This is a genomic window from Treponema sp. R80B11-R83G3 (assembly GCF_054786115.1).
This window is the reverse complement of sequence record NZ_BDHF01000093.1, coordinates 1-4,962: the sequence shown is the minus strand read 5'-3', so window position 1 is coordinate 4,962 and position 4,962 is coordinate 1. Positions and strand designations below refer to the sequence as shown.

General features: G+C 46.6%; 3 protein-coding genes and 1 pseudogene. 3 read left to right on the top strand and 1 reads right to left on the bottom strand.

Annotated elements, in window-relative coordinates; translation table 11 throughout:
* The 3 genes and pseudogenes from ACYVRH_RS10720 to aat all read left to right on the top strand — a co-directional run.
* Positions 1–215, top strand: a 215-nt coding sequence (locus ACYVRH_RS10720) for an ATP-dependent Clp protease adaptor ClpS (RefSeq protein ID WP_461256906.1), incomplete at its 5' end; no start/stop codon positions are given.
* A 63-nt stretch (positions 216–278) separates the two neighbouring features.
* Positions 279–2,729 (top strand): annotated as a pseudogene (clpA, locus tag ACYVRH_RS10715) (ATP-dependent Clp protease ATP-binding subunit ClpA).
* Positions 2,729–3,451, top strand: coding sequence for a leucyl/phenylalanyl-tRNA--protein transferase (aat, locus tag ACYVRH_RS10710; RefSeq protein ID WP_461256905.1), 723 nt, complete (start codon positions 2,729–2,731; stop codon positions 3,449–3,451). The pseudogene clpA and the gene aat overlap by 1 nt, the downstream one beginning before the upstream one ends.
* 234 nt (positions 3,452–3,685) lie before the next feature.
* Here aat and ACYVRH_RS10705 read toward each other — a convergent pair whose 3' ends face one another.
* Positions 3,686–4,888, bottom strand: a complete 1,203-nt coding sequence (locus tag ACYVRH_RS10705; protein ID WP_461256904.1) for an LL-diaminopimelate aminotransferase — start codon at positions 4,886–4,888, stop codon at positions 3,686–3,688.
* Positions 4,889–4,962 lie beyond the last annotated feature (74 nt).

Here is a 4,962-nt window from a genome sequence, read left to right as displayed (position 1 = left end):
ATTATACAACCATGGATTTTGTGGTCGATGTTTTAATGGAAATTTTTCATAAAAGCATTGAAGATGCCAGTAAAATAATGTTGGATGTTCATAGAAAAGGCAGAGGGGTGGTCGGGGTGTATACTTGGGATGTTGCCGTGACCAAAACCGAGCAGGTACACGCAATGGCAAAAGCTAATGAATTTCCGCTTATGTGTATTGTAGAGCCGATTTAATATATAAAAGGGGTCTATAGAAGGGAATGATAACTTATGTTATATTTATATAGGGGATGAAAAATGAAAGTTTCCGGTCATGTACAGGCGATTATTGACGCGGCGTATAACGAAGCAAAGGTGCGAAAACATGAGTACCTTACTCCTGAACATATACTTTACGCGGCTTTGGCTTTTGATGAAGTTCAAGGGGTACTGTTTTCGTGCGGGGCTGATTTAGCCCAGATCAAACATGGAATGGAAAATTTCTTTGAGCAAAAAATGCCGATTACGTCCGGTGAACCTACAAAGACCGTGGGTTTTCACAACATTATTGAGCGCGCTTTGATACATTGCAAGTCAGCCCAAAAAGACATGATCGATGTGGCGGATATTCTTGTTTCCCTTTACGATGAAGAAAGATGTTACAGCAGCTATTATCTGCGCAAAGCGGGAATAAGGCGGCTGGAACTTTTGCAGGTGCTGTCCCACAGTTACGGCAACGATCCATTTTTAAATTCTCAAAAGGGCGAAAAATACGCAGGTATGGATGAAGACGCCGATTCTCAGAAAAAAGCGGGCAAGAAAACAATGCTTGAGCGTTATGCGATAGATTTAACCGCTTTGGCTAAGGAGCAAAAACTGGAGCCTGTAATCGGCAGGGAAGACGAGCTTGACCGCACCGTGCAGGTGCTTTGCAGAAGAATGAAAAATAATCCTATTCATGTTGGGGATTCAGGCGTAGGAAAGACGGCAATTACGGAAGGGCTTGCCTAGAGAATTGTTGCCGGCAATGTGCCGCCGCTTCTTAAAAACTTTTCTATCTATGCTCTTGATATGGGTTCTATCCTAGCGGGAACCAAGTACCGAGGTGATTTTGAGGAAAGGATAAAACGCGTTGTTGAGGAACTGTTAAAAAAAGAAAAAACAATTCTTTTTATCGATGAGATTCACACGCTTGTCGGAGCTGGAGCGGTTTCAGGCGGCGCGATGGACGCTTCCAATCTGCTAAAGCCAGCGCTCACTTCCGGCAAGCTCCGCTGTATCGGCTCCACAACGCACGAGGAGTACAACAAGTTCTTTGAAAAAGACCGCGCTCTTTCGCGGCGTTTCCAAAAAATTGATATTAACGAACCTTCCGTAGAAATTGCAATTGACATACTCAAGGGGGTTAAAGGCCGATACGAAGATTATCACCATGTCCACTACAGCGACGAGGTTGTGGAGACCGCCGTGCGTCTTTCCGCGCAATTTATCACGGAGCGCCGCCTGCCCGATAAAGCCATTGATGTAATTGACGAAGCCGGCGCTTATGCGCGGATAGAAGCGTACAAACATTCACAGGAAGACGCCAGTGCGGAAGACAAAACATCTAACGAAAAGACGGAAGTGCCAACAGCGGATTTATTCGCGGCAGAAATGACAATGACGGATAAATCGATGTTTGAAAAGATGGCGGCTGATAGGACGGCGGCTGATAAGACGCACAAGTCTTCAACAGTACAGGACGCTCAAATTGAAAAAATAGAAATTACCCTTCCCGTTATTGAAACCGTTGTTTCCAAAATCGCACGTATACCGCAGAGGTCAGTGGGTGAGAGCGAAAAAGACAAACTAAAAGATTTGGAAGCGAGGCTTAAACAAAGGGTTTTTGGGCAGAATGACGCGATATCCTCGGTGGTAAAAGCCGTTAAACGCTCTAGGGCGGGATTCAGGGCGGACGGCAAACCTGTAGCGAATTTCCTTTTTGTGGGGCCGACCGGAGTCGGCAAGACGGAGTTGGCGCGGCAGTTAGCTGAAATCATGGGGATTGCCATGCTCCGCTTTGACATGAGCGAGTATCAGGAGAAGTACACAATTTCGCGCCTTATCGGTTCTTCGCCGGGTTATGTCGGTTATGAAGACGGAGGTCAGCTAACGGACGCAGTTCGCAAACAGCCGCACGCCGTGGTTTTGCTTGATGAAATTGAAAAAGCCCATAGCGATATTTTTAACATACTCCTGCAAATTATGGATTACGCCACTCTTACCGACAATCAGGGGCGCAAGGCTGACTTCCGCAATGTAATTTTGATAATGACAAGTAACGCTGGCGCAAGGGAAATTGGCAAGGGGCTTATCGGTTTTGGGGACAGAATTCAGGACGACAGCGCGATTGACAGCGCGGTAGAAAAATTCTTTACTCCTGAATTCCGCAACAGGCTAGACGCAATTGTCCGTTTTGGCCATCTTTCGCGCGACATTATGGTTTCCATTGTCCAAAAAGAATTGGACGCTTTTACCGCCCAGCTTACGGAAAAGAACGTAACCATTACCGTTACGGAAACCTGTGTGGACAAATTGGCGGAAGAAGGCTACAGCAAAGAGTTTGGCGCGAGAAACGCAAGCAGGTTAATCGAAGAGAAAATAAAAAGTTTCTTTGTGGATGAAGTCCTGTTTGGCAGCCTGAGCGAAGGCGGAAGCGCCGTTGTAGACTGGCGTGACGGCTACTGCATGGACATCGAAGAGACGCAAACTGTAACAGCGGAAAATTAGTGCCGCGTTTTCGTCCCGGTCCCGATCCTGATTTTCCCTACCTTGATACAGCCGCATATTTTCAATTTCCCAACCCCAATGAATGTGAAGACAGTATTATCGCAGTAGGCGGCAATCTTTCGCCCGGGATGTTACTCTCCGCTTACGAGCAAGGAATTTTCCCTTGGTACTCACCCGGCGATCCAGTCATCTGGCAGTCTCCCGACCCGCGTTGCGTGATTTTTCCCGAAAAACTGCATGTCTCATCTTCTATGCGAAAAATTTTAAACGGCAATGTTTTTAAAATAACCTACGATGAAAACTTTGACGGAGTAATCAGAAACTGCGCTGAAAAAAAGCGTCCCGGTCAAAATGGAACATGGATTACAGACGACATAATCGAAGCATACGCGGAACTGCACCAATTAGGTTTTGTACGCTCCGCTGAAAGCTGGCAGGACGGAGTACTTGTCGGCGGCTGTTATGGATTACTGCTCGGCAAAGTTTTCTGCGGCGAATCAATGTTCGCTAATGTCCCAAACGCGTCAAAAACCGCATTCCTTACTTTTGCGAAAAAGCTTTTTGCGGAAGGACTAGCTTTTATTGACTGCCAAATACCGACAAGGCACTTAATCAGTCTTGGGGGAGAAGAAATGGCGCGTAACGATTTTCTTACGCTGTTAAAGAAAAATTTGTTAAGAAGAGATTTTACCACGAACCACACGAACATGGAGCGAACCTAGAAAGCGGGGAGATTTACTACAGATATGCGTGTAGTAGAAAACTAAAGGGATCAGGGGTTGTTGTCCGAGAGCTTAGCGTGGGACTTTACGATAAGATAACGGACACCCCCCCTAAATCTTACGCTCTCGTCTTACTCGCTTATCAGTGGTAAGCTCAAATCCCTCTCGGTTCGTGTTGGTTCGTGTGGTTCGTGGTAAAAAATTCTTCACTCTTGTGGTTCGTGGTAAATTCTTCTAAATAAATTTACCAAGGCGCCTACACGCTTCTTCGACATCGGCTCTGTGGCCAAAGGCTGAAAAGCGGATGAAGCTTTGACCGGCGGGGCCGAAACCGGCGCCGGGGGTGGTTACAACGTGGCACTTTTCCAGTATTTGAGAAAACACTTCCCAACTGTCCCTGCCGGGAAAATGCGCCCAAATGTAGGGGGAATTGTCGCCGCCTATACATTTTATTCCCAGCTTTTGAAGAGCGTCTCTTATCAATTTCGCGTTTCCAAGATAAAAATCAGTCAGCTTGCGGATTTCCTTCAATCCCTTGTCGTCTAACCCTGCAAGCCCTCCCGCCTGAGCGATATTTGACGCGCCGTTAAAAATTGTTCCCGCGATGCGGTTCCAGTCCGCGTTGACGCTCTCGCCGCCAGCGTACTTAATAGCTTTTGGAACAATAGACCAGCCGAGGCGCACTCCGGTAAATCCGGCGGGCTTTGAGAATGAGTTTACTTCAATGGCGCATTGATCTGCCTTGTCTACTTCGTAGATGGTTTTAGGCAGTGAAGGATCGCGGATAAATTCGGCGTAGGCGGCGTCAAAGACAATGATGCAGCCTTTTTCAACGGCGATTTTTACAAGCGCGGAAAGTTGAGCGCGATCCGATACTGCGCCGGTGGGGTTGTTAGGTGAACAAAAATAGACAAGGCTGTTCTGCGGAATTAAGTCTAAATTGGGGAAAAAATTGTTTTCTGCCGTACAGGGAAGATATGTAATGCCTGAGTAACCTGTGCCGGTCCAGCCGCCCGCCGCTCCGACAAGAACAGAACCGTCAACATAGACCGGATACGAAGGGTCCTGAACCGCTATTTTTGTCCCCGCTCCAAAGAGCGTCTGCAATCTGCCGATGTCGCACTTTGCCCCGTCAGAGATGAAGACTTCATCTATCGAGAATTTTCCTTTATAAAAGACTGTAGAAATTTTTTCCCTCAACTCCGCCATTCCTTCGTCCTGATAGCCTGAGTAGCCTTTAACGGTTCCAAGTTTTTTTGCCCCATCGACAAGCCCTTTATTAGTGTGCGGAAAAATCGGTTCGGTAGTATTGCCTACCCCCAAACTGATAATTTTCGCTTCTGGATGCGCCGCTGCAAATTCGCGCCGCCTCTTTGCGATTTCCGGGAAAAGGTATCCAGCTTTGAGATTCGCTATGTATGGGTTACGGTTTATCATGACATTCTCCATGTAAAAAAAACTATAAAAATTCTATAGATTTTTATTCGTTTTGTCAAACGGGTAATAAATAC

Bases quoted from the DNA above. Each gene is read 5' to 3' on its own strand.
- ACYVRH_RS10705 (WP_461256904.1), bottom strand. From the start codon at position 4,888: ATGATAAACCGTAACCCATACATAGCGAATCTCAAAGCTGGATACCTT.